The following is a 24,184-nucleotide window of genomic DNA, read 5'->3' as shown; positions in this document are numbered from 1 at the left end:
CCCCTCACACTTGAGGACACTGTCCTCCCGACCGCCACGAGAGAAGGACCACCGTTGGACCTCGGTAAGCACTCCCAACTGTCCAACCACGCCTGGGCCGTCGCCGACCTGCTGCGCGGCGACTATCGCAGGCACGACTACGGCAAGGTGATCCTGCCGTTCACCGTGCTGCGCCGCCTCGAGTGCGTCCTGGAGTCCACCCGCGAGGTAGTCGCTGACGCCGCCGAGAAGGGTGAGGAGCGCGAGTTCTTCCTGCGCCGGGCGGCCGGGCACAACTTCTACAACACCAGCCGCTACACGTTGAAGAAGATCACAGGCGATCCGAAGCACGCCGCTTCGCTGATGAACCAGTACGTGGCTGCCTTCTCTGACAACGCCCGCGAAGTGCTGGAGAAGTACGACTTCGCCCAGCAGATCAAGAAGCTCGACGAGGCCGACCTGCTCTATCAGGTCGTCGGCAGGTTCGCCGACCTTGACCTGCGCCCGTCAGTGGTACCCAACCAAGCCATGGGATACGTCTTCGAGGACCTGATCCGGCGCTTCTCGGAAGCCTCGAACGAGACGGCGGGTGAGCACTTCACCCCGCGCGAGGTCATCGAACTGATGGTCAACCTGCTCATCGCGCCCGACGCGGACCTGTTGCGGGACAGCGGCGTCGTACGTACCGTCCTCGACCCGGCTTGCGGCACCGGCGGCATGCTCAGTGCCGCGGAGGAGCACATCAGGAAGTTTAACAAGGGCGCGACCGTCAAAGCCTTCGGACAGGAGCTCAACCCTGAGTCGTGGGCGATCTGCCGCTCCGATCTCATGATCAAGGGCCAGGACCCTGAGAACATCGCCTTCGGCAACTCCTTCACCGACGATGGCCATCTGCGGGAGCGGTTCGACTACCTGCTTGCCAACCCGCCGTTCGGCGTCGAATGGAAGAAGATCAAGACCCAGATCGAGGACGAGGCCGAGCGCGACCCAGAGGGCAAGTTCCAGGCCGGCCTGCCCCGCATCAACGATGGCTCGCTGCTCTTCCTGCAACACATGATCTCGAAGATGAAGGCCCCCGCACTGGGCGGAAGTCGCATCGCGATCGTCTTCAACGGCTCCCCGCTGTTCACCGGTGCCGCCGGCTCCGGTGAGTCGAACATCCGTCGCTGGATCCTGGAGAACGACTGGCTTGAGGCGATCGTCGCTTTGCCCGACCAGCTCTTCTACAACACCGGTATTTCCACCTACTTCTGGATCCTCAGCAACCGCAAGTCTCCAGATCACCGGGGCAAGGTCATCCTGCTGGACGCGCGGGAGTACTGGCAGAAGATGCGTAAGTCCCTCGGCGACAAGCGCAAGGCAATCGGTGAAGATCAGATCAGAGAGATCACCAGACTCTACGGCGAAGCCCTCACCGTGGCCGACGACCCTGAGCACCCGTTGCACGGCAAGGTCAAGGTCTTCCGCAACGAGGAGTTCGGCTACCGCCGCATCACCGTCGAGCGCCCGCTCAAGCTCCGCTTCGAGCTCACCGAAGAGACTCTCAAGAAGTTCCGGATCGCCCTGATGGTCCACAACCCGATCGCTGCCGGCAGCGATATCGGCGTCAGCAGCCAGGTTGAGGCGGTCCGCCCACTGCTCGGCTCCACATGGTGGACGAAGGCCGGGGCCTTCTCGGCTCTGCACGAGGCGGTGGTCGCCGCCGGGAGCCCGTGGCCGTCGAAGGCACCGTTCCTCAAGTCGCTCCGCGACGCCATCGGCGTGAAGGACCCGAAGGGCGAAGTGCAGTACAAGAAGAAGGGCGACCCGAACCCGGAACCCGACCCGGACTTGCGCGACTTCGAGAATGTGCCGCTTGAGGAGGACGTTGAGGACTATCTCAAGCGCGAGGTCCTCCCTCACGTCCCCGACGCCTGGATCGACCACGAAAAGACGAAGATCGGTTACGAGATCCCGTTCACCCGGCACTTCTACGTCTACACGCCACCCCGTCCGCTGGCCGAGATCGACGCCGAACTCAAGTCCCTTGAGGCCGAGATCCAGGCCCTCCTCAGCGAGGTGACTGAATGACAACCTATCGCGTCAAGGATGTAGCGCTGATCAACCAGGACACCTTGACCGAGAGCACAAACCCCGAATTCCGGTTCCGTTACATTGACATCAGTGCGGTGAACGGTATTGGCAGCATAGCGGTTCCCGCCGAGGATGTGACGTTCGCTGCAGCCCCCTCGCGCGCAAGGCGCTTAGCTCCGCATGGCGCTGTAGTCGTATCGACCGTACGAACATATCTCCGGGCCATCGCATCTGTTCCAGACTCCAGTGATCCGCTGGTGTTCTCCACCGGGTTTGCCATTCTGGAGGCCAAAGGATGCATCGATTCCCGCTTCCTTGCTTACTACTGCCGCTCTCAGCAATTTGTCGATGAAATCGTCGCGCGATCGGCCGGGGTCAGTTATCCAGCCATAAATCCCAGCGAGATTGCCGCGATACCCGTCTCGCTTCCAGCACTGGATGAGCAGCGGCGGATCGCGGACTTCCTCGACACCGAGACCGCCCGCATCGACAGCCTGGTTTCCGTCCAGCAACGGCTCCTTGACCGTCTGGCGGAGCGGCGGGTTGCCGGCGTAACAGCAATGGTGTCTGGACACACGCACTCCTCGCGGAGAAGCTCAAGCCTCGCATGGCTGCAGAGCGTTCCGGAGAGCTGGCAGGAAGTTCGCCTCGGCTTGCTGGCCAGAATGGGGAGCGGGCATACACCGAGCCGCTCCCGGCCCGAATGGTGGATGGATTGCACCATTCCGTGGATCACCACTGGCGAGGTCAAGCAAGTCCGCGATGACCGTGTGGAGGTAATTTCCGACACTCGAGAGATGATTAGTGAGCTGGGTCTTGCCAACTCGTCGGCTGAGATACATCCGGCCGGAACTGTCGTCCTCTGCCGCACTGCATCAGCCGGCTATTCCGCAGTCATGGGGAGGGATATGGCGACGAGCCAGGACTTTGTCACATGGAACTGCGGTCCTAAGCTTGACTCGTTCTACCTACTCTGGTGTCTCCGAGCCATGCGTCCTGATCTTTTGGGGCGCCTGGCTATGGGCTCCACCCATAAGACGATTTACGTGCCGGATCTCCAGATGCTACGAATTCCCGTTCCACCGATCGAGGAGCAACGACAGATTGTCGAGCAGATTCGTGAGCAGAACAACCGCATCGATCGGCTTGTCGATGCGATTACGCGAAAGCTCGACTTGATCAGCGAGCGGCGACAGGCGCTGATCACGGCGGCGGTGAACGGGCAGTTCGATGTGTCCTCGGCGAGCGGACGTGGAGTGGAGGAGTGATGGCTGCGAACCACAACGAGGAAGCCTTCCGGAGCGCGATCCTCGCCGAAATGCAGCAGCGCGGCTGGGAGGTGGGCCACCACTCGGACTACCGGGTCGACGTTGGCCTGGCCACCGCCGAGCTGTTCACCTTCATCGGGGCGACCCAGATCGACGAGTGGAACCAGCTCCTCGCCCTCTACGGCAACGACGCCGACGCCGCCCAGCAGGGGTTCGTCAAACGACTGAACCAGGCGATCGCCACCGAAGGCGTCCTCGACGTGCTGCGGAACGGTGTGAAAGATCGCGGCGTCCGCATCAGGCTGGCCTACTTCAAGCCGAACCTGGTCGAATCCGACGCCGTGTTGACCAATTACCGAGCCAACCGGCTGACGGTCATCCGGGAGATCGCCTACGCGACCAAAGCGGCAGACAAGGGGCACCGCCTTGACCTGGTGCTGTTCGTCAACGGTATCCCGGTCGCCACCGCCGAGCTGAAGAACCCGCTCACCGGGCAGGGTGTGGAGCAGGCCAAGAAGCAGTACCGGGAAGAGCGCGACCCCACCGAGCCGATCTTCGCCCAGAAGGCGGTGGCGAATTTCGCCGTCGACCCGGATCAGGTCTTCGTCGCCCCGAGGCTGCGCGGTAAGCCCACGCCGTTCCTTCCCTTCAACACCGGTTCGGAAGGCGCTGGCGAGTCCGGCGGCGCCGGAAACCCGCTGCCGACGGTCCCGGGAAAGTATCCGACATCCTTCCTGTGGGAGCAGGTGTGGGAGCGCGACAACTGGCTGGACCTGTTGGAGCGCTTCGTCCACCAGCCCAAGGACAAGAAGGGCAGTGGACGCTCGGCGATCTTCCCCCGATTCCACCAGTGGGACGCCGTCAAGAAACTGACGGCGCATGCCGTACAGCATGGGGCCGGTCACAACTACCTCGTCATGCACTCGGCGGGGTCCGGCAAGTCGAACACGATCGCCTGGCTGGCGCACCGGTTAAGTGCACTTCACACGGCGACCGATGCCCAGGAGCTCGATCCGGAAGCAGTTGCCAACGGACTCAAGCCCGGCATCCCGGTCTTCGACAAGACGATCATCATCACCGACCGGCGCAACCTGGATGCACAGCTCCGTGAGACGGTCGGTAGCTTCGAGCAGACCGCCGGGCTCGTCGTCAAGATCGATGAGCGGCGGGGAGCGAAGTCGGCACAGCTGGCACAGGCGCTCTCCAGTGAGAGCGGGAAGATCATCACGGTGACCCTGGCCACCTTCCCGGTGCTGGTGGAGTATCTCAAGGACAACCCGACCGAGATCAAGGGCCGAACGTTCGCGATCGTCGTGGACGAGGCGCACTCCTCCCAGACCGGCGAGGCCGCCAAGGCGGTCCGCGCCGCGTTGCGTGATCTCGGTCTGGACGCCGAGGACGAAGCCCAGGGCGCCACCAGTGTGGAAGCCATGCTGAAGCAGAGCGCCGCCGAGCGCAGCATGGCCTCCAACATCTCCTACTTCGCCTTCACGGCCACGCCGAAGGCCAAGACCCTGGAGCTGTTCGGCAAGCTGGCGAAGGTCGACGGCGAGGAGAAGTACAAGCCGTTCCATACCTACGCGATGCGGCAGGCGATCGAGGAGGGCTTCATCCTCGACCCGCTCCGCACCTACGCGACTTACGACACCTTCTGGAAGCTCGTCAGCAACAACCCCGACGACCGGGAAGTGGACAAGTCCAAGGCCAGCCCGCTTCTGGCCCGGTACGCGCTCACCCATGACGCGACCGTCAAGCAGCAGGCGGTCGTCATCGTCGAGCACTTCCTGGCCCACACCCGAGGCAGGATGGGTGGACGGGCCAAGGCGATGGTCGTCACTTCTTCCCGGGTCAGCGCGGTGCAGATGTCGCGTGCCATCAAGGAGGAGCTGGAGATCCGCGGCAGCGACATCGGCGTACTGGTCGCCTTCTCCGGCAGCCTCGACCACGACGGCGACAAGGACATCACCGAGGTCAAGGAGAACGGCGGCCTCGGCGAGGACGGCCTGCCCAAGGCGTTCGCCTACACCCGCGCCGACGACAAGGTGGTGAAGGCCGGCGGCAGGGGCCGTGCCGAGTATCGGATTCTGGTCGTAGCCGAGAAGTACCAGACCGGCTTCGACGAGCCGCTGCTGACCACGATGTATGTCAACAAGAAGCTGTCGGGGATCGCCGCCGTACAGACCCTGTCGCGGCTGAATCGGACCGCCGAGCGCAAGTCACAAGCGGACCTGGCCGTCATCGACTTCGTCAACGACGCCGAGCAGATCAGAGAATCGTTCCGCCCGTACTTCGAAGAGGCGGAGACGCTCCCCTCGGACCCGAACCTGCTGTACACGGCGCTGAGCAAGGTCATGGGTCACCAGGTGCTCTACAAGCAGGAGATGCTCGCCTTCGCCGCAGCGCTCTTCGCGGCCGACGAGGCCATGATCTCTCACGAGAAGCTCCACGCGGAGCTCTACCGGCTGCTCGCTCCGGCGGTCAGCCGCTTCAAGGACCTGCTGGACGGCGAAGACGAGGACGACCAGAAGAAAGCCGAGGACTTCCGGTCCGACCTGGACGCCTACGTCAGCAAGTACGGGTTCCTCTCCCAGGTCATCCCCTATCAGGACGAGGACCTGGAGCTGCTCTACGTCTACGGCCGCTATCTGCTGGCCCGTCTCCCGCACGGCGCCAGGGGTGATGTTGATCTGGGCGAGATCGATCTCACTCACGTCAAGACCGAGAAAACCGGCGACCACGACCTCGGCCTCGACCCTGAAGGCGCCTCCACCCTCAAGGGCTTCGGTGACGGTTCCGGCCGATCCAAGGAGGAGGAGAAGTCGCTGTTGTCCGAGCTCATCGAGAAGTTCAACGAGAAGTTCGGCACCAGTTTCACGGAACAGGACATGATCGTCCCATTCAACGAGACCGTCGCCGACCCCGAGGTGCGGCAGGCTGCTGTTGCCAATGTCGACCCGGACAACTTCGGGCACGTCTTCAACAAGGTCTTCGAGGAAAAGGTCGCCGACCACGTCGACAACCTGAAGACGCTCGGCGACAGATTCTTCGACAAGGATCCCACCTTCAAAGTCGCGCTTACCAAGACCGCGCGCCGAGCGGCCTGGCGGCTCATCCGCGAACAGGAGGGTCTCGACGACGTGGCCTGATCCCTTCTGTTGGACAGCCGGGCTTCTCCACGAGCACACTGATCACAAAGGTGCTCATTGTGACTCGTGGAGACAACGTGCCGATTGAACCCGTCGCCGGGCGATATGAACTGACCGAAAAGATTAGTACCGGCGGCATGGGCACGGTCTGGCGCGGCTACGACGCGGTACTCGACCGCGAAGTCGCTGTGAAAGTGATCCGGACGGATGTGATCACGTCTGCCCGGGACGCCAAGGAACTCGCCGACCGCTTCCGCCGCGAAGCGCGCATCACCGCGCGCATCCGCCACCACGGCGTGCCCCAGGTCTACGACGCCGTCCTCGAAGAGCCCTACGACCAGCTCTACCTGGTCATGGAGTACATCCACGGCACCAGCCTGCGCTCCTACATCCGGCCGAGCGATCTGCTACCGATCCCCTGGGCGGCGGCGATGGCCGCACAGATCGCCACCGTGCTCTCCCATGCCCACGCCATTCCCGTCGTCCACCGCGACCTCAAACCCGACAACGTGCTGGTCAGCGCGGACGGCACGGTCAAGGTGCTCGACTTCGGCATCGCCGCGATCCTCCGCCCCGATGTCCCGCAACTGACCAGGCTCGGTATCCCGATGGGGACCTACCAGTACATGTCGCCCGAGCAGACCCGGGCCCGTCAGGTCACCCCGCAGAGCGACCTCTACGCCCTTGGCTGTCTCCTCCACGAGCTGCTCACCGGCCGGCCGGCCTTCGCCGGCCCCACCGAGGACGACTTCGTCGAGCAGCATCGCCATTCCCGACCGACGCTGGTTCGCGTGCTGCGCCCCGAAGTCCCCGAGGATCTGGAGAAGCTCGTCCTCGAACTGCTGGCCAAGAAGCCCGAGCAGCGCCCGTCAGACGCCTACGCGGCCTACCTCGGCCTTCTGCCGTTCCTGCCTCCACCGGGATCATCGGCACCGCGGAGCGGCCCTCAGCTCGCCGGGTGCCCGGATCCCACCCAGATGTATCGCCGCCCGAACGCTCCACGCCCGCCCGACGTCCTTTCCAAAGCATCCGCGCCAGCACCTGTTCTTTCTCCAGGTGGGATGGCCGACACCAGCTTCAAGCATGCCGTCGCCGACGCCAACCGTAAGGTCGACGACCTTCTTGTCGACGAGCGCTACGTCCAGGCCGCAGACGCCCTCCAAGACGTGATCGACTCGGGCTCGGCCGACCTCGGAGCCCGCCATCCGGCAGTGCTCGCCCTGCGCAAGAAGAGGGCAGCGATCCTGTTCGTCGGCGGCGATTATCGCCGATCGCTGCCAGAGTTCGACGACCTCACCCGGGCCTATGAAGTCACCGAGGGACCGACCGGCAACAACGTCATCCATTGCCGTCGCCACGCAGCCGACTGCCGCGCTGAGCTGGGTCACGGCACCCGCGCGCTCCAGCAGTACCGCGAGGTTCTGCGTCTGGTTCGCGCGAAGGAGAGCGACATCTCCCAGATCGCCATCGAGCTCCGGCGCAGCATCGGAACGCTCCTCGCCAGCGAGGGTGATGTCACGGCGGCACGCGAGGTACTGAACCCGCTGTTCGACGACCTCTGCGTCCTCTACGGACCAAACCACGAAGAAACACAGGAAATAGCAGAGATCCTCAGATACCTCACAAACGGGTAAGCGCGCGCCCTGGAGCCACAGATGCTGGACCGGTTGGTCAGCATGCGCCCTCGGTCCCCGACAACTACAGGTCGCTTTTAGTTTCGTGCAGTACGCGACGCGAAAATAGAACCGAGTTGAAGTTTCCCGTCGTGGGCAAACGAGCCCAGCCGATCGAGGACCTTCCCCTCAAGGTGTCGGCAGATGCCGCGCACGGCTTGGGCGCGATCGGCGAGACCAGCCTGTAGCAGGCGTATCAGCGGCGCCTTGCCCAAGTCGGGCAAAACCACCTATTCACGAACAAAAGTCGAACGAGCTATGCCTTTCACCGACGTTGAGCTTGTTCTGTTGACGTGATGTTGATTACGGTGTGAAAACCGGGGGACGCCGCCTCCCTGATCTGGTTCTTGAGCAGCGAGCCGTACGAGGGGATCATCGTGGCTGATCTCGATCGCGAGGCGATGCGGGCCGTGGCGGAGCGGATCCAGCGGTTGTCGGACGAGCACTGGTGGGCGCTCGACCCCTCCTGCCGCCTGATGGAGAACGACGCGTGGGTGGGGCCGACGGGCGCCAGGTTCGACGCCCAGATCCACGCCGACCAGCGGGAGCTGCGGGCCGCGCTCACCCAGGCCGTGCACAGCGCCGACGAGAAGCTGGCCTCGCTTCCGGACCGGCGATGACCGAGTTCACCGGGGTCAAGCAGCCGGAGTTCGACACGATGGCGGGCAAGCACACCGAGGCGGCCGGACGGCTGGAGGAGCTGGCGGCGGCCCTGCACGGCGAGCTGCAGAGCGCGGGGCTCGACACAGCTCCGGCGGCGCGGCTGCGGCAGCTCGCCGGACGGGTCACCGCGCAGGCCGCGGACCTGCGGCGGCGGCAGCAACTGGTCCGCGAGCTGCAGCGGCAGAAGGTCACGTTCGGCCGGAGCACGCCGGCCGGGAGCTTCCTGGAGATGCCCGACGCCCTGGGGGCCGCCCAGGGCCTGCTGGACGGCACGCTGGCGGCCCGCGCCGCGCTCAAGGCGGCCGACGGGGACGAGGCGGCGCTGCCCGGGCTGGAGAGGTACGCCTCCCGGACCGGGGACGCGGAGTTCGTCAAGGCATTCCTGGGCGCGCTCGGCGCCACAGGCGCTACGCGGCTGCCCGGCTCACTCGCCGACCGGGTCCGCGAGGCCAAGGTGCACGATGATCCTGAGGGCGCGGCGCGGCTCTCGGCGGAGGGCGCGAAGGTCCTGCGCATGCTCGCCACGGCCCTGGCCAGGGGAACCGACCCCAAGAGTCCCGCGTACCTGGGCGAAACCTTCCTCACGGACCTGGTGAAGGAGGGCCGCGCCGACCATCGGGTCGGCAACGCGGCCTATTCCGGCTATCAGGCCCTGGCGCTCGTCTGGGCGGCCCACGACGGGCGGACCCCGTTCTCGGAGGAGTTCATGGAGGTCGTCGGGCGGGACGTGATCGCGTACGAGTACGAGCGGCGCAAGGACGAGTGGGAGGTGGGCCAAACCCTCTGGGGCATCCAGGCGCCCATCATCGACCTGGCGGCTGCACTCGGCCTCGGCACCGCGCTGAGACCCGGACCGCAAGTCGGCGCTCCCGGCGCGGGGGGCCGGTCATCGGTGGTGGACGACCTGTTCCACGCGGCGAAGTCGAGCCGGGAAGCGTCCCAGGTGCTGCTGAACCACACGCCGGCCGGATCGAAGGAGTCCGCGCTGCACTACCTGCTGACGACAAGATGGGAGGCTTCGCGCTACCTGGGCGACTACCAGCCGTTCAACGACATGCTGGTGACCGCGACGACCGGCCGGGACGAGACCTCTAAAAAGCTGGCCGCCCAGATGACCAAGATCCTCTCCGACGAGGTCCGCGGCGCCTTCGGCAAGGACGACAGCGGCAACCTGGAGATCAAGGACAGGGACCTGTTCGACCGTTACGCTCCCCTGCGCCGGCCCTTGGGCCTCGCACTCGCGGCCAACGTGGATGAGCTGTCGCGCCTCCTCCTGAACCACGCGACCTTCGGCGAGGTGGCGGCCAAGGACATGTCGTACGCGCTGGCTCTGGCCACCTCCGACGACGACGCCTTCGAGGCTCTGGTGAGAGCCCAGACCGAGCACATGCGCGCGGCCCTCGGCGCCACGCTCCCGCCCGGCACGGACATCAAGCAGTTCCTCACGGACCGGACCGTGGAGGAGGCACGCCCCTTCGGCCACCTCGTGGAGATCCGCCGCCAGGTGCTCATCGCTCAGGGGCTGGACGACAAGAAGGCCGACGAGGCGCTCAAGTCCATGGTGGGCGACGCCATCGGGCTGCTGCCGGTGCCGGGGGCAAGGCGGGTGGGCGAGCTGGCGACCGGGGCGTTCGGCGACCTGGTCAGCTCGGGGTACGACAAACTGGCGGGGGCCGCGTACGACCAACTGGCCGAGCAGGTGGCGCAGCGGATGTCCGAGCATGGGAAGGGGTTGGACGAGACGTATCGCACGTTGGAAGACAACCGGTCGGCTGTGGAGAGGCTGGCGGAGCAGATGCTGGCCACGGCGATGCTGAACAAAAACATGATCGACGATCAAGGACTGACAGGCCGGACATTCGCGACTGGATCCCCTCCTGCGATCAAGACCTTCTCCGAGATGACTCCGCAGGAGTACAGCGACTTCCTCGCGTGGGTTCGGGGCAAAGCCGGAAGCAGTGATCTGCTCAATCGTTTCGGCACGACCTTTGACAGCACCAAGGACGTGAACAGCTCTCTCGGTCTCCAGATCCCGACCGGAGGCGATAAATGACACACAGTCGGCTGCCCGTCGCCGTGGCTGCTCTCGTCGTGCTCGCCACAGCCTGTACCCCCGAGAGCGACCTCGCCACCACGCCGGCGCCCCCTGCTCAGCCGGTCGTGGATGCCGCGCCCTACGTCTGCAAGCTCATCCCTGAGCAGGCATTCCGCATGGTCAGCGGGGTGACGGGTCCTCTGGCGGAGAGAACGGACGGCAGCGAAGGGAGCGGCGAATGCTGGGCTCCCGACACAGCTCCCCGACCTCTGGAGGTGGGCTGGCTCCGGGTAGGCAACGGGACGACCCAGGAGGGCCTGGACTTCACCATGGAGGATAGGCGTCAGGTGTACGGCAGGTATGACGGGCTCAAACTACCTGCCGATCTCGGCGACGGCCTCGCGGCCTATGTGCCAGCCTTTCCGTTCGAGGCCCAGCCGTACCGGGTGAGCGCGAAGTTCCCCTGCGGCGGCATAGACCGGATCATCGACATCTACCTCGCCCGCGTCGCCAAGGGCCGAGATGCCATCAAGGACCTGACCGACCTCATGCGCATCGCCCAGAAACGCTACGGCGTCCTCTACCACTGCACTCCCGGCCGCTAAGGCACCGATCATCTGATCGAAGGCCCTCGCCGATCGTGCGCCGGCGTTCAGCCAGGGCCCGGAATCGCCCTCCGTTCCGGCCGATCGTTCGCCTGCGCCACCGTCCCGACGCCGCTGTGGCTACCTTCTCCGATGTCCGTATTGACGAGCGTTGGAGTGCGTCCTCATGGCCCTGCCCACGAAGCTGGTTCTGGTCGTCCGTGCCGATCTGCCTGCCGCCTCGGCGGTGAACGCCGCGGCTGTGCTCGGGTTGAGCATGGGCGGGCGGTTGCCCGTCGCGCCGGCGGCCGATGCCAAGGATGCCTCGGGCGGCCTGCACGCCGGGCTGAATCCTCATCCGGTGCCCGTGCTGAGTGCCACACCGGAGCAGTTGCGTGAGCTGTACGCGAAGGCGAGCGCCGGCGAGGGCCTGGTCACCGTGGGCTTCAATGAGGTGGCCCGGCGGGCGCGCGACTACGACGACTATCTCGCAGCGCTGGCCGTGACACCAGGCGACAAGATCGACCATGTCGCCGTCGCGGTGTTCGGTCCGCGCAACCGTGTCACGGCACTGACCAAACGGCTGCCCCTCCACGGGCCGGCCCCTGAGCGGCATGAGGCTGCGGGCGGCAGGCGGAGAAGGGGCGGGCTGTTCCCGACGGCCGATGACCGGCGGTTCAGCACTCCCGCCACCGGTGACGAGCGGTGGATGCTCATGGACGTCCTGCGGGCTCAGCGCGCGACGCTGGAGATGAAATGCTCGGGCCTGGACGCGGAGCTGTCCCGCCGGTCGGTGCAGCCTTCCACGCTCTCGCTGCTGGGGCTGGTCCGGCACCTCACCGACGTGGAGCGCCGCTGGTTCCGGCACGTGCTGGGGGGCCAGGACGCGCAGCCGCTGTTCTCGTCGCCGGCGGACCCTGATGGGGACTTCGACGGGGCGGTGGCCGATCCGGCGGTCGTCGCGGCGGCATGGGAGGCGTGGCGCGCCGAGGTGGCGTTCGCCGACGGGTTCGTCGCCGACGCGCCCGATCTCGACGTCGAGGGCGATGACGCGTGGCGCGGGAGGGTGTCGCTGCGCTGGGTGCTCATCCACCTGATCGAGGAGTACGCCCGGCACAACGGCCATGCCGACCTGCTCCGGGAGCGGATCGACGGCACGATCGGCGTGTGAGGACGGCACCGCACCGGACGACACAGGGCCGGACGACACAGGGCCGGACACGACTCGACCGCGTCTCCCCCTGGTCGGGGAACGCGGTCGAGTGGGGTCGGTACGCTGCCTTGTGGGCGTGTGCCGGTTACCGGATCACCGCAGGTCGTGCGGGATCCGGGGCCTGGGGAGCGGCGGTCAGCGGGTGGCGCGGTTGACCGCGGAGATGACCGCCTTGAGGGAGGCCGTCGTGGTGCTGGCGTCGATGCCGACGCCCCACAGCACCTGGCCGTCGACGTCGCACTCCACGTATGAGGCGGCCTTGGCGTCGGAGCCGGCGCTCAGCGCGTGCTCCACGTAGTCGAGGACCCGCACCTGGACGCCGACCTTGGCGATCGCGTCGATGAAGGCCGAGATGGGGCCGTTGCCGGTGCCCGCGACCTCGCGGATCTCCCCGTCCACCCGTACGTCGGCGCTGATGCGGTCCACGTCGTCGGCCACCGACTCGTGGCGGTGGGCCATGAGGCCGAGCCGGCCCCAGCGGTGGGCGGGGGTGGGGAGGTACTCGTCCTGGAAGATCTCGTACATGGCGGCCGGGCTGATCTCGCCGCCCTCGCTGTCGGTGCGCGCCTGCACGACCTTGGAGAACTCGATCTGCAGCCGCCGCGGCAGGTCGAGCTGGTGGTCGGCCTTCATGATGTAGGCGACGCCGCCCTTGCCGGACTGGCTGTTGACCCGGATGACGGCCTCGTAGGTGCGGCCGATGTCCTTGGGGTCGATCGGGAGGTACGGCACGGCCCAGGTGAACTCCTCGACGGGCACGCCCGCCTCCTGGGCGTCCTTCTCCAGGTGCTCGAAGCCCTTCTTGATGGCGTCCTGGTGGGAGCCGGAGAAGGCGGTGTAGACCAGCTCGCCGCCCCACGGGTGGCGCGGGTGCACGGGCAGCTGGTTGCAGTACTCGGTGACGCGGCGGATCTCGTCGATGTCACTGAAGTCGAGCTCGGGGTCGACGCCCTGGGAGAACAGGTTCATGCCCAGCGTGACCAGGCAGACGTTGCCGGTGCGCTCGCCGTTGCCGAACAGGCAGCCCTCGATGCGGTCGGCGCCCGCCATGTAGCCCAGCTCGGCGGCGGCCACGGCGCTGCCCCGGTCGTTGTGCGGGTGCAGCGACAGCACGATCGAGTCGCGGTGCCTGAGGTTGCGGTGCATCCACTCGATCTGGTCGGCGTAGATGTTGGGGGTGGCCATCTCGACGGTGGCGGGCAGGTTGACGATGACCTTGCGGTCGGGGGTGGGCTGCCACACGTCGTTGACGGCGTCGCACACCTCGACCGCGTACTCCAGCTCGGTGCCGGTGAAGGACTCGGGAGAGTACTGGAAGTACACGTCCACGTCGGTGGCGTCGGCGAGCTTCTTGACCAGCTTGGCGCCCTCGACGGCGATGGCCGTGATGCCGTCCCTGTCCTGCCCGAAGACGACCCGGCGTTGCAGGGTGGAGGTGGAGTTGTAGAGGTGGACGATGGCCTGCTTCGCGCCCTCGATCGCCTCGAAGGTGCGCTCGATGAGCTCGGGCCGGGCCTGGGTCAGCACCTGGATGACGACGTCGTCGGGGACGCGGCCCTCGTCGATGATCTGCCGGACGAAGTCGAAGTCGGTCTGGCTGGCGGCCGGGAAGCCGACCTCGATCTCCTTGAAGCCCAGGCGTACCAGCAGGTCGAACATCTGCAGCTTGCGGTGGGAGTCCATCGGGTCGATGAGCGCCTGGTTGCCGTCGCGCAGGTCGACCGCGCACCAGCGGGGCGCCTTGGTGATCACCTGGTCGGGCCACGTGCGGTCGGTCAGGCGTACCGGCTGGAAGGGCTGGTAGCGATGGAACGGCATGGGGCTGGGCTGCTGAGCTGTCATGATGTCGGGTCTCCTCGTCGGTCGATGCGAACGGCCGACGCGCATGACTCGCCCCGCGGCGAGGGAGCCGGCCTCAGAGGCCCCCGCCGCGGCGGCTAAGAAGGAGTCCGCGCAGCATGTCCTGCACGCTACCAGACGTCTCGCCGTGCGCCGTCCAGGGTCTCGGATGCTGAGATATCAGACGAACCGCCAGCGGAAACGGTCAGGGGACGAGGACGGACAGGCAGGTGACGCAGCCCTCCAGCTTCTCGAACTCGGAAATGTCCACGGTCGTCACGTCGAGCCCGCGCCCGGCCAGCCTGGCGGCGGTGCGGGGGGCGGAGGCGGCCATGAGGACGCGGTCGCCGCCGAGCAGCACCACGTGCGCGCCGGACTCCTCCTCGGGTTCGAGCAGGCCGGGCAGGTCGACGCGGGCGGGGTCGCCGATCAGGGTGCCGTCGGGCAGCGCGGTGACGGCCGACTTGAGGTGCAGCACGCCGTCGAGGCCCACGGGCTCGATCCGGCGCTCGGGCAGCAGCGCGGTCAGCTGGGCGATGCCCTCGTCGTTGGTCCGGGCCGACCTGCCGACGTACACGGTGGCGCCCACCTGGAGGACGTCGCCGCCGTCCAGCGTGCCGGGACGGGTGACGCGCACGGCGCTGAGGCCGAGCGCCCGCACCGCCTTCTCCACCGACGGCACCTCGGGCCGTCGCTCCGAGGCGCCGGGTCGCGTCAGTACGGCGAGCCGTCCCGAGACCACGACGGCGTCCTCGACGAACGGCGCGTCGGGCAGGTCGTCGGCCGGCTCGACGTGGACGGGGCGCCAGCCGGCCGCGGCCAGGGCGGCCACGTACGCCTCGTGCTGGACGAGGGCGCGCTCGGGGTCGACGGGTTCGCGCTCGATGTGGGTGACGAGGCCGTCGGCGATCCGCGGCCCGGGCTTTCTTACCAGCGCGATACCAGACATAGGGCGCTTTCTATCACGTAATCAGTAGAGTCTCGGGCATGCGTGACAACGAGATTCTGAGCCGGATCAACGACCTCGTGACCGAGGAGCACGAGCTGCGCGGCAGATTGTCGGCGGGCGAGGTCACCTCCGAAGAGGAGAACGAACGCGTCAAGGAGCTGGAGGTCGCCCTCGACCAGTGCTGGGACCTGCTCAGGCAGCGCCGTGCCCGCCGCGGCATCGGCGAGGACCCGGACTCCGCCGCCGCCCGCCCCGCCTCCGAGGTCGAGAACTACCGCCAGTAGGGACCGCCCGCAGGAGCAGGTGTGAGGGGGCAGCGTGCCACCCGCGCGTTGCCTCGATGTTAAGCGCGCGTTAGATATCAGCCCCCTCCCCTTGTTCCGAACAACCTTCTGCGGAGAGGCTCTGGCCTGGAACTTCTCCCCCAGGAGGTACGTCAGTGAGCACACCCAAAGTGCCGTGGAAGGCGGTCGTCGGCGGCTCCGTAGGCAATCTGGTCGAGTGGTACGACTGGTTCGTCTACAGCAGCTTCGCGATCTACTTCGCCGCCTCCTTCTTCCCCGAAGGCGACACGACCGCCAAGCTGCTGAACACGGCCGGCATCTTCGCCGTGGGCTTCTTCATGCGGCCGGTCGGCGGCTGGCTGCTCGGTCGCTACGCCGACCGGAAGGGCCGCAAGGCCGCGCTCACGCTCACGGTCACGCTGATGTCGGCCAGCGCGCTGCTGATCGCCATCGCACCGACGTACGAGGCCGTCGGCTACTTCGGCGCCGTCGTCCTGCTGGTGGCCCGCCTCCTGCAGGGTCTGTCGGTCGGCGGCGAGTACGCCGCCAGCGCCACCTACCTCACCGAGGCCACCCCTCCCGGCCGCCGCGGCCTGGCCTCCAGCTTCCAGTACGTCTCGATGACGGCCGGTCAGCTCGTCGGCCTGGGCCTGCAGATCATCCTGCAGAACACCATGTCGGAGGAGGTGCTGAAGTCGTACGGCTGGCGCATCCCGTTCGTCGTCGGCGCGCTCGGCGCGGCGGTGGTGTTCTACCTGCGGCGCAGCCTCCTGGAGACCGAGGCGTACGACGAGGAGGAGCGCGAGGTCGCGGGCGGCGACCAGCAGCGCGGCACCATCAAGGCGCTGATGGCGCACAAGAAGGAGGCCCTGCTCGTCATCGCCCTCACCATGGGCGGCACGGTCGCGTACTACACCTACACGACCTACCTGACGAAGTACCTGGCCAACACCGCGGGCCTGCCCAAGCAGACCGCCACCCTGATCAGCTTCTGCGCGCTGTTCGTCTTCATGCTCCTGCAGCCGCTCGCCGGGTCGCTGTCGGACCGGATCGGCCGCCGGCCGCTGCTGATCACGTTCGGCATCGGCTCGCTGCTCGGCACCGTGCCGCTGATGACCGCGCTGGGCAGCGTGGACGGCTTCCTGGGCGGGTTCGTCCTGTCGCTGATCGGTCTGATCATCATCACCGGCTACACCTCCATCAACGCGGTGGTCAAGGCGGAGCTGTTCCCGACGAACATCCGGGCGCTCGGCGTGGCCCTGCCGTACGCGATCGCCAACGCCCTGTTCGGCGGCACCGCCGAGTACGTGGCGCTGTGGTTCAAGGACGCGGGCATCGAGTCCGGCTTCTACTGGTACGTCTCCGGTTGCGCCGCGGTGTCCCTGGCCGTCTACCTGACCATGCGGGAAACCCGCGACGCGGCCCTGAGCCGGGCCGAGCAGAAGCCGGGCGAAGCGGAATCGCTCCCCGTTCGCCTCTAGTCTGGCGACATGCGAGTTCTCCTGGTCGAGGACGACGATCGGCTCGCCTCAGCGCTCACCACGGCCCTCGCCCGCCACGGCCACCAGGTCGCGCGGGCGGGGCTGGCCGTCGACGCCCTCCGCCTTGCGGGGGGCGTCGACTTCGTCCTGCTGGACCTCGGCCTGCCCGACATGGACGGCCTCGACGTGCTGCGCCGCCTGCGCCGCGTGTCGGCGGTGCCGGTGATCGTGGTGACCGCGCGGACCGAGGAGCGTGAAGTGCTGCGCGGTCTGCGCTCGGGGGCCGACGACTACCTGGTCAAGCCGTTCCGCACGGTGGAGCTGATGGCCAGGATGGAGGCCGTGGTGCGGCGCGGGACGCGGCCGATGCCGGACCGGGGCCAGGTGGTCAGCGTCGGCGACGTCCGCATCGACCTCGTCGCCCGGCAGGTCACCGTGGCGGGGGCGGTGGTGACGCTGACGCGGCGTGAGTTCGACGTGCTGGCGTTGCTGGCCCGCGAGCCGGGCGTGGTGCGCAGCCGCGAGGAGATCCTCGACGAGGTGTGGGGCGACCCGCTGCTGTCGGCGTCGCGCTCGCTCGACGTCCACGTCGCGGGACTGCGCTCGAAGACGGGCCGGCCCGGCCTGGTGGAGACGCTGCGCGGCACCGGCTACCGCCTGGGCTCCCCGGCGTGAACTCCCGCCTGGTGATCACGTTCACCACGCTGATCGCCTTCCTCATCACGGCGCTGGCCGTGCCCCTGGCCCTCTCCTACGCCTCCCACCGCACCAACCGCCTGCTGCTGGACCGGCGCGCCGACGCCACCCGCTTCGCGGAGCTGGCCGACCAGGCCGCCCGCGACGGCGACCACACGGGCCTGACCTCCGAGGTGGTGCGCTACGCCGAGCTGTACGGCGCGGCGGTGCGGGTGCGCGACCGGGCCGGCCGCGTCCTCGTCACGGACGGCCGGTTCGAGGCCGACGACACCGAGCCCACCCGCCTCGCGCTGTCCGGCCGCACCACCGAGGATCTGCCGACGGTCGGCCCGTTCGGCCCGGCCACCGTGCTGCTGGCCGAGCCGGCGGGCCGCGACGCCCAGCTCTCGGGCGCGGTGCTGCTCCAGGCCCGCACCGACCAGGCCCGGCAGGACGTCGGGCTGGTGTGGGGCGCGCTGGCGCTCGGGTCGCTGATCGCGCTCGGCTACGGGGTGCTGGCGGCGCGCCGGCTGGCCCGCTGGGTCCTGCGGCCGGTCACCGAGCTGGACCGTACGACGCGGGCCATCGCCGAGGGCCACCTCGACGCCCGCGCCCACCCGGGCGGTGGCCCGACGGAGCTGCGGCGGCTGGAGGAGCGGTTCAACGCCATGGCCGACGCGCTGTCGGGGGCGATGGAGCGGCAGCGGGCGTTCGTCGCCGACGCCTCCCACGAGCTGCGCACCCCGCTCACCGTGCTCGGCCTGCGGCTGGAGAACCTGGAGCCGCATCTGACCGACGACGGATCGGCCGAGTTCGAGGAGGCCATGGCCGAGCTCGACCGGCTGGCCGTGCTGGTCGAGGACCTGCTGGCGCTGGCCCGGGTGGAGGCGGGGGCGGTCCCCGACGACAGGGAGGCCGAGCTGCCGGCCCGGCTCGGGGTGTGGCGCGAGGTGTACGCGGCGCAGGGCCTCACCTTGGACATGGACGTGCCGGAGATGTCGGTCGTGCCGGAGGCGGTGGCCCGGATCGCGGACATCGCGCTGGACAACGCCCAGAAGTTCGTGCCGGCGGGCGGCACGGTGACGGTCACGCTGCGGGACGGGGTGCTGCGGGTGGCCGACGACGGGCCGGGGCTGTCCGAGGAGGAGCGGGCCGACGCGCTGGGCCGCTTCTGGCGGTCGGGGGGCCACGCCAACGTGCCGGGCAGCGGGCTCGGGCTGGCCATCGCCGCCGAGCTGGCCAAGATGTGCGGGGCGACGCTGTCGCTGCTGCCCGCCGACCCGCACGGGCTGGTGGTCGAGATCCGCCTGCCCGGGCCGTACGCGAAGGCGTAGGCCGCCTCAGCCGTACACGGAGCGGTAGTAGCGGGCGGCGCCCGGGTGGAGGGGGACGATGCCGGTCCCGATGGCGTACCTCTTGTCGAGCCGGCCGCCGGGGGCCGACGGGGCCTGGAGCCGGTCGCGGGCGCGGAAGAGGGTCTCCGTGACGGTGAAGGCGGCGTCCTCGCCGAGGTCGCGCCGGCACATCAGGTAGCTCGGGGTGCCGACGGTGGGCACCGGCACCGTCCCCGCGTACACGCCGGCCGGGACGTCCGCCGGCTCGTAGACCGGCCCGTACGTGCGGCGCAGCACCGGGACCAGCGACTCCAGCGGGACGAGCCTGATGCCCTCCGTCGCGGCGAGCGCCGGGGTGGGCACGCCGCCCGACCAGAAGAACGCGTCGACGTCCCGCTCGCGCAACGCCAGGATGGAGGCGTCCAGGCCGAGCCGCAGCGCGCCGCCGCTCGGCAGGCCCGCGGCCGACAGCACCCGCGCGGCGGTCACCGCGGTGCCGGACCCCTCGGCGCCGATGGACACGACCCGCCCGGCCAGGTCCTTCGGTTCGAGGATCGAGGAGTCGCGGCGGACGACCAGGTGGACGTAGTTCATGTACATCCTGGCCAGCGCCGCGACGGGCTGGTGGCGTACCCGTACCGCGTCGTCGGCGCTGTCGGCGAGCGAGAAGCCGACGTCGGCGCGGCCGTCGGTGAGCATCATCAGGTTCTGTACGCTGGCCGCGGTCTTGATCACCTGGACCGCGACGCCGTCGCGCCGCAGCTCGGCGGCGAACCTGTCGCCGAGCACCTCGTACGGCCCGCCCGCCAGCCCGGTGGCCAGCCGGATCGCGTGCTCCGCGTCCTCGGCCGGCGAGCAGCCGGTGGCCGCCAGCGCGGTGAGCGCGAGGAAGACGCGGCGGGACATGGGCACGAGCTCACGCTACCGAATCACGCAGAATGAGAGATATGACCCAACGGGACGCACTTCTCTGGATCGCCCCGGAGCTGAGGATGTTCCTGCCCGTGAGCCGCCGCCAGGAGTGGCAACGGGTGACGCCCGACGGCACCTCCACCCTCGGGCACCACGTCGAATCGGCCGGCATCCCCCTGACCGAGGTCGGCCCCATGACCATCGGCGGGTACGGGGTCGGGCCCTCCCGCCAGCTCGCGGCCGGGGACGTCGTCGAGGTCGGCCCGGTGCCCCGGCCCCAGCAGCTCCCCCGCGAGCCGCGCTTCCTGCTGGACGTCCACCTCGGCACGCTGGCACGGCGGCTGCGGCTGCTCGGCATCGACGCCGCCTACCACAACGACATGGACGACCCCGCGCTGGTGGTGCAGGCCAACGAGGAGCGGCGGGTCCTGCTCACCCAGGACCGCGGCCTGCTGCGCCGCCGTGCCCTGTGGCTCGGCGCGTACGTGCACGGCTCCCGGCCGCAGGATCAGCTCCGCGACCTGATGGAGCGCTTCGCCCCGCCGCTGCGGCCGTGGACGCGCTGCACCGCCTGCAACGGCGAGCTCACGGCCGCCGACAAGGGCGCGGTCGCCGCCCGGCTGGAGGCTGGGACACGGCGCAGCTACGACGCGTACGGGCAGTGCCGGGTGTGCGGCCAGGTGTACTGGCACGGCGCGCACAGCGATCACCTGGAGGAGATCGTCCGCACGGCGGAGGAGTCCCGCGCGCGTGCTCTGGCCGGGGCGGCGCGGCCGTCCTAAGGTGACCGTGTGGCCGACCACCTTCAGCAAGGCCCCGCCGGGCGCGGGAGGCGCGGTTACGCGCTGGCCGTCAGCGTCGCCGCGGCGCTGCTCGTCCTCTGCGCCGTCCTGCCGTGGGCGGGCATCGAGGCCAGGAGCGACGTCATCGGCGGCGGTCTCACCAGCGACGTTCGCGGCATCGACGCCGCCGTGGGCGTCTACACGCTGCTGGCCGGGCTGGCGGCGCTGGCGCTCGGGGTGGCGGGGCTGCTGGGCCGCCGCCCGTGGGTGGCCGCGCTGGCCGCGCTGCCGGGGGCGTTCGCGACCGTGCTGCTGGTGATGTTCGTGGCCGACCCGGGCGGCGTCACGGACCGGGTCTCGCTCGACCTGGGCGGGCTGCTGTCGGTGAGCCCGGTCATCAGGTACGGGTGGTTCGCGGCGCTGGCCAGCTCACTGGCGCTGATCCTGTTCGCCGTGCTGACGGTGTTCCGCCGCCGCTGAAGCGGCCAGCCGACGGAAGCGGTCGGTCGGCGGAAGCGATCACTCGGCGGGAGCGGCCGGCCGGCGGAGGCGGTCAGTCGAAGAAGCCGAGGCGGCGCAGCTGCTTGGGGTCGCGCTGCCAGTCCTTGGCGACGCTGATGCGCAGGTCGAGGTAGACGCGGGTGCCCAGCAGGGCCTCGATCTGCTTGCGGGCCCGCGTGCCCACGTCGCGCAACCGCTCGCCCTTGTGCCCGATGACGATGGCCTTCTGCGACGGCCGTTCGACGAACATGTGCGCGTAGATGTCGAGCAGGTCGTCGCGCCCCTCGCGCGGCAGCATCTCGTCGACCACCACCGCGATCGAGTGCGGCAGCTCGTCACGGACGCCCTCCAGCGCCGCCTCCCTGATCAGCTCGCCCACCAGCACCTGCTCCGGCTCGTCGGTGAGCTGCCCGCCCTCGTACAACGGCGGCGACTCGGGCAGGTGCTGGATCAGCACGTCGCCCAGCACGTCGAGCTGGTCGCCCCGCTCGGCCGACACGGGCACGATCGCGGCGAACTCCGCGATCTGCGACACCGCCAGCAGTTGCTGGGCGATCTGCTCCTTGGTCGCCAGGTCGCACTTGGTGACCACGGCGACGACCGGGGTGCGCTTGACGGCGGCGAGCTTGTCGGCGATGAACCGGTCGCCCTTGCCGACCGGCTCGTTGGCCGGCAGACAGAACCCGATGACGTCCACCTCGGTCAGCGTCGACAGCACCAGGCTGTCCAGCCGCTCGCCGAGCAGGGTGCGCGGCCGGTGCAGGCCGGGCGTGTCCACGATGACGATCTGCGCCTCGGGCCGGTGCACGATGCCGCGGATGACCCGGCGGGTGGTCTGCGGCTTGGACGAGGTGATCGCCACCTTGGTGCCGACCAGGGCGTTCATCAACGTGGACTTGCCGACGTTGGGCCTTCCCACGAAGCAGGCGAATCCGGCGCGATGGTTGTCTGGCGAGGTCACATAGTGCATTGTGTCCCATCAGCGGGTCTGCTGGCGCCACCAGGCGAACACCTCGGGCAGCACCCGCGGCGACCACGGCGTCATGGACAGCCCCGCGAGCTCGTCCTCGCTCACCCACCGGGCGTCGGTGATCTCGTCCCCGTCGGGCACCGGAGTGCCCGACGCGAGCGTGCAGCCGTAGACGGCGATCACGTACGCGCAGCGGTGCCCGTTCGGGTAGACGGTGCGGAACTCGGGGCCGCCGTACACGCCGATCACGCCGCGCACCTCGATCTCGACGCCGAGCTCCTCCCGAAGCTCCCTGACCACGGCGTCCTCGGGCCGCTCGTCCGGGTCGACACCGCCGCCCGGCGCGGCCCACACCCCGACGTCGCCGTGGCGGGCCACCAGCAGCCGCCCGGACGCGTCGAACACGCACCCGCACACCGACGGCAGCAGCAGCAGGTCCGTCCCGACCTTCTCCCGCAGCCCGGCCAGGTACGGCGACATCGGCATGTCAGCTCCTCAGCGAGCCGTCAGGACCGGCCACGAGCAGCGCCTTGACGCCCAGCTCGCGGACCACCTCCTCGTCGGCGGCGCCCGGCCCGTCGCCGGCGGTGACCAGCGCCGCGGCCTCCAGCGACCGAGCGCCGCTGGAGACGGCCATCGCGACGGCCACCTGCACGGCCGACAGCCGCAGGGAGGAGAGCGCGACGTCGGTCGCGGAGTACGTGCGGCCGGTCTCGTCGCGCACGGCCGCGCCCTCGGCGGAGCCGTTGCGCGCGCGGGCGGCACGGGCCAGGGTGATGATCTTGTTGTCTTCGGGATCGAGAGTCACAAGGACCAGGTTAGGCGCCGGCCATCCTCATGACGGCGCCGACCAGCTTCTCGGTGCTCCCCGGCTCGACGCGGGCCATGCCGGTGTGGACGACGGAGACGAGCGTGTCGCCCGAGCGGGCCAGCACCACGTCCATCGTGTACGGATAGCCGCGCAGCCTGCCCCGCAGCCGGGCGCTGACGGCCTGGTCGCCGGGCGCCTGGACCGGCAGCGAGCGCAGCCTGAGCCGCGTGCCGCCGGGCGCCCGCAGGGCCTGGCACTGCGACAGCGACTCGGCGAGCGCGTCGAGGTGGCTCTCGGCCTCGGAGCCCGAGTAGCGGGCCAGGCCCACGGCCACCTGCTCGCCGACCCCGTCCCCCAGGTAGCTGGCCGCCGCCTGCGCGGTCAGCGACCGCTGGGGCGCCCGCCCGCCGGCGGGCTGGAGGGCGGCGCGGCAGTCGCGGTCGGTCACCCTGAACGGCACCCGCCACGCCTCGCCGGGCCGGGGCGAGATGCCGTCGGGCAACCCTTTCGGCCCGTCGAGCAGCACGCGCAGCCGGGACTCCGACCGCGAGCCGGCGTGCGTGCTCGTGTGCGTGCCTCTGTCCTCCCGGCCCCTCCGGGCCTCGCACGCCGCCAGGCATCCGGCCAGGAGCCCGGCCGCCGTGACGAGCCCGATGATCCGCAGTCCGCGTCGCATGATTACCTCCGCACGCGGATCTCCCCGGGGGTGTAACCGGACAACCCACTGCACTCGCCAATAAAGCCTCAAACGCCGAAAGGGTGCTCTCGTCCGGCCTTCCGGACGAGAGCACCCTTTACGCCAAGCAACGCCACGATCGTGATGATCGAGACGTTGCCGCCCCCCGGGAGCGCCCTCCGGCCGCGAACCCCACCCGGCGTTCGGACGCTTCCCTCGTTGACACCCTCCGCACTGGGCGTCGAGACAAGACTGGGGCACCTCGCTTGCAGAAGACTTGTAGAACGCTTGCCACAACTGCTGACAAATGACGCATCCCTGCAATCAGGCACCACT

Annotated in this window: 21 protein-coding genes; 14 read left to right on the top strand and 7 right to left on the bottom strand. The window is 68.7% G+C overall.

All coding sequences use genetic code 11. The annotated features are described in order from the left end of the window. Positions 1–54: 54 nt before the first annotated feature. The 8 genes from ACIBG4_RS24180 to ACIBG4_RS24145 all read left to right on the top strand — a co-directional run bounded on the left by ACIBG4_RS24180 (position 55) and on the right by ACIBG4_RS24145 (position 12,592). Entirely contained in the window at positions 55–2,049 is a 1,995-nt protein-coding gene (locus ACIBG4_RS24180) for an N-6 DNA methylase (RefSeq protein ID WP_397203699.1), read from the top strand. Then, entirely contained in the window at positions 2,046–3,320 is a 1,275-nt protein-coding gene (locus tag ACIBG4_RS24175) for a restriction endonuclease subunit S (protein WP_397203698.1), read from the top strand. The genes ACIBG4_RS24180 and ACIBG4_RS24175 overlap by 4 nt, the downstream gene beginning before the upstream one ends. Continuing rightward, entirely contained in the window at positions 3,320–6,466 is a 3,147-nt protein-coding gene (locus tag ACIBG4_RS24170) for a type I restriction endonuclease subunit R (protein ID WP_397203697.1), read from the top strand. Before ACIBG4_RS24175 ends, ACIBG4_RS24170 begins: the two co-directional genes overlap by 1 nt. Before the next feature lie 77 nt (positions 6,467–6,543). Continuing rightward, the gene (locus ACIBG4_RS24165) at positions 6,544–8,100 is read left to right on the top strand and encodes a serine/threonine-protein kinase (RefSeq protein ID WP_397203696.1); all 1,557 of its coding nucleotides are present in this window, start codon (positions 6,544–6,546) and stop codon (positions 8,098–8,100) included. Positions 8,101–8,516: 416 nt separating this feature from the next. Beyond that, positions 8,517–8,759: a hypothetical protein gene (locus ACIBG4_RS24160; protein ID WP_310710367.1), complete on the top strand. Its 243-nt coding sequence runs from the start codon at positions 8,517–8,519 to the stop codon at positions 8,757–8,759. Further along, positions 8,756–10,855 (top strand): hypothetical protein, encoded by a 2,100-nt coding sequence (locus ACIBG4_RS24155; protein ID WP_397203694.1) that lies wholly within the window; start codon positions 8,756–8,758, stop codon positions 10,853–10,855. The genes ACIBG4_RS24160 and ACIBG4_RS24155 overlap by 4 nt, the downstream gene beginning before the upstream one ends. 23 nt (positions 10,856–10,878) lie before the next feature. Then, positions 10,879–11,442, top strand: a complete 564-nt coding sequence (locus ACIBG4_RS24150) for a hypothetical protein (RefSeq protein WP_397203693.1) — start codon at positions 10,879–10,881, stop codon at positions 11,440–11,442. Between the two features lie 166 nt (positions 11,443–11,608). Beyond that, on the top strand, positions 11,609–12,592 hold the full coding sequence (locus ACIBG4_RS24145) for a DUF664 domain-containing protein (protein ID WP_397203692.1): 984 nt from the start codon (positions 11,609–11,611) through the stop codon (positions 12,590–12,592). Between the two features lie 177 nt (positions 12,593–12,769). On the opposite strand, the gene leuA is transcribed toward ACIBG4_RS24145, so the two are convergent. Next, complete coding sequence (leuA, locus tag ACIBG4_RS24140) at positions 12,770–14,476, bottom strand: 2-isopropylmalate synthase (RefSeq protein ID WP_397203691.1); 1,707 nt, start codon at positions 14,474–14,476, stop codon at positions 12,770–12,772. Positions 14,477–14,678: 202 nt separating this feature from the next. Next, entirely contained in the window at positions 14,679–15,422 is a 744-nt protein-coding gene (gene ddaH, locus ACIBG4_RS24135; protein WP_310710371.1) for a dimethylargininase, read from the bottom strand. Positions 15,423–15,460: 38 nt separating this feature from the next. On the opposite strand from ddaH, the gene ACIBG4_RS24130 reads away from it, so the two are divergent. The 4 genes from ACIBG4_RS24130 to ACIBG4_RS24115 all read left to right on the top strand — a co-directional run bounded on the left by ACIBG4_RS24130 (position 15,461) and on the right by ACIBG4_RS24115 (position 19,196). After that, on the top strand, positions 15,461–15,706 hold the full coding sequence (locus tag ACIBG4_RS24130) for a DUF2630 family protein (RefSeq protein ID WP_397203690.1): 246 nt from the start codon (positions 15,461–15,463) through the stop codon (positions 15,704–15,706). Positions 15,707–15,861: 155 nt separating this feature from the next. Further along, on the top strand, positions 15,862–17,187 hold the full coding sequence (locus ACIBG4_RS24125) for an MFS transporter (RefSeq protein ID WP_310710373.1): 1,326 nt from the start codon (positions 15,862–15,864) through the stop codon (positions 17,185–17,187). Between the two features lie 9 nt (positions 17,188–17,196). After that, positions 17,197–17,862, top strand: a complete 666-nt coding sequence (locus ACIBG4_RS24120) for a response regulator transcription factor (protein ID WP_397203689.1) — start codon at positions 17,197–17,199, stop codon at positions 17,860–17,862. After that, positions 17,859–19,196 (top strand): sensor histidine kinase, encoded by a 1,338-nt coding sequence (locus tag ACIBG4_RS24115; protein WP_397203688.1) that lies wholly within the window; start codon positions 17,859–17,861, stop codon positions 19,194–19,196. The genes ACIBG4_RS24120 and ACIBG4_RS24115 overlap by 4 nt, the downstream gene beginning before the upstream one ends. Positions 19,197–19,202: 6 nt before the next feature. Here ACIBG4_RS24115 and ACIBG4_RS24110 read toward each other — a convergent pair whose 3' ends face one another. Continuing rightward, positions 19,203–20,102 (bottom strand): TAXI family TRAP transporter solute-binding subunit, encoded by a 900-nt coding sequence (locus tag ACIBG4_RS24110; RefSeq protein ID WP_310710542.1) that lies wholly within the window; start codon positions 20,100–20,102, stop codon positions 19,203–19,205. 41 nt (positions 20,103–20,143) lie between these two features. Between ACIBG4_RS24110 and ACIBG4_RS24105 the strand changes: the two genes are divergently transcribed. After that, positions 20,144–20,890 (top strand): Mut7-C RNAse domain-containing protein, encoded by a 747-nt coding sequence (locus ACIBG4_RS24105; RefSeq protein WP_397203687.1) that lies wholly within the window; start codon positions 20,144–20,146, stop codon positions 20,888–20,890. Between the two features lie 9 nt (positions 20,891–20,899). Next, positions 20,900–21,370 carry a hypothetical protein gene (locus tag ACIBG4_RS24100; protein ID WP_397203686.1) on the top strand — a complete coding sequence of 157 codons (471 nt, stop codon included), beginning with the start codon at positions 20,900–20,902 and terminating at the stop codon, positions 21,368–21,370. Positions 21,371–21,443: 73 nt separating this feature from the next. On the opposite strand, the gene era is transcribed toward ACIBG4_RS24100, so the two are convergent. From era to ACIBG4_RS24080, 4 genes are read right to left on the bottom strand one after another with little or no spacing between them, the layout of a single operon-like run. Further along, positions 21,444–22,352 (bottom strand): GTPase Era, encoded by a 909-nt coding sequence (gene era / locus ACIBG4_RS24095; RefSeq protein WP_397203685.1) that lies wholly within the window; start codon positions 22,350–22,352, stop codon positions 21,444–21,446. Positions 22,353–22,370: 18 nt separating this feature from the next. Beyond that, entirely contained in the window at positions 22,371–22,847 is a 477-nt protein-coding gene (locus ACIBG4_RS24090) for an NUDIX domain-containing protein (protein WP_310710379.1), read from the bottom strand. Position 22,848: 1 nt separating this feature from the next. Then, complete coding sequence (locus ACIBG4_RS24085) at positions 22,849–23,169, bottom strand: cytidine deaminase (protein WP_310710380.1); 321 nt, start codon at positions 23,167–23,169, stop codon at positions 22,849–22,851. A 10-nt stretch (positions 23,170–23,179) separates the two neighbouring features. Beyond that, entirely contained in the window at positions 23,180–23,848 is a 669-nt protein-coding gene (locus tag ACIBG4_RS24080) for a hypothetical protein (protein ID WP_397203684.1), read from the bottom strand. Positions 23,849–24,184 lie beyond the last annotated feature (336 nt).

Origin of the sequence: Nonomuraea sp. NPDC050383 (assembly GCF_044459125.1) — a bacterium.
Taxonomy (GTDB): Bacteria; Actinomycetota; Actinomycetes; order Streptosporangiales; family Streptosporangiaceae; genus Nonomuraea.
The sequence above is the reverse complement of the archived record's forward strand: the minus strand, read 5'-3'. Positions and strand labels throughout refer to the sequence as shown.